This window comes from Bacteroides sp. AM16-24 (assembly GCF_003471885.1).
Taxonomy (GTDB): domain Bacteria; phylum Bacteroidota; class Bacteroidia; order Bacteroidales; family Bacteroidaceae; genus Bacteroides.
Genome location: NZ_QRKI01000028.1, coordinates 33,901 through 34,592 on the forward strand (window position 1 = coordinate 33,901; position 692 = coordinate 34,592).

Sequence of the window (692 nt, forward strand, 5' to 3'; positions counted from 1 at the left end):
GCTTTCCAGCTGCTTCGCAAGGGTGATAGCATTACCCTGACCTGGGAACTGTCGGAGATTGCCGTTGCCGACTTCTCCGAGTGCGTACAACGTACCTGGGAGTACTGCTATGACACGAACCGTCCCCAACCGGTCAATACCCCCTATACAGTGGATCGTATGAAAGATGTTCTGAGCAACTTCTTTGTAGAGAGTTATGTGAATACTACTCCTACCCATTACTATTCGGGCGTTGAGCTGAAGACAGCCACCTGTGCCAGTACTGATGTTGCTGAAGTCGGTTTTGTGGGCCGTACATTGCTAAATGCTTTCAATGCATTGGAATACGGTTTCCAGCAGAACCGTCCTGAACTTGTGAACAGTGCTAACAGTATCTTTGATACTTATCTTTCAAGCGGTTTCTCTCCTGCGGGCTTTTTCAATGAGGTTGTCCATTATAACCGTGATTTTAAAGAGCCTAAGCTCAGTATCCGCCGTCAATCGGAAGGTGTGTATGCCATTTTGAATTATCTGGCTTACGAGAAGCAACACAAGCGTAAACATCCCGAATGGGAGAAACGTCTGAAAGTAATTCTGGACAGTTTCCTCCGTCTCCAGAATGCTGACGGTAGCTTCCCCCGTAAGTTCAAGGATGATTTTTCTATCGTAGACGGTACCGGTGGCAGTACTCCTTCGGCTACTTTGCCTCTGGT

At 47.5% G+C, this 692-nt stretch carries 1 pseudogene; it reads left to right on the top strand.

The features are described from left to right. Positions 1 to 692: pseudogene (locus tag DW182_RS22630) on the top strand (hypothetical protein); the annotation flags it as partial.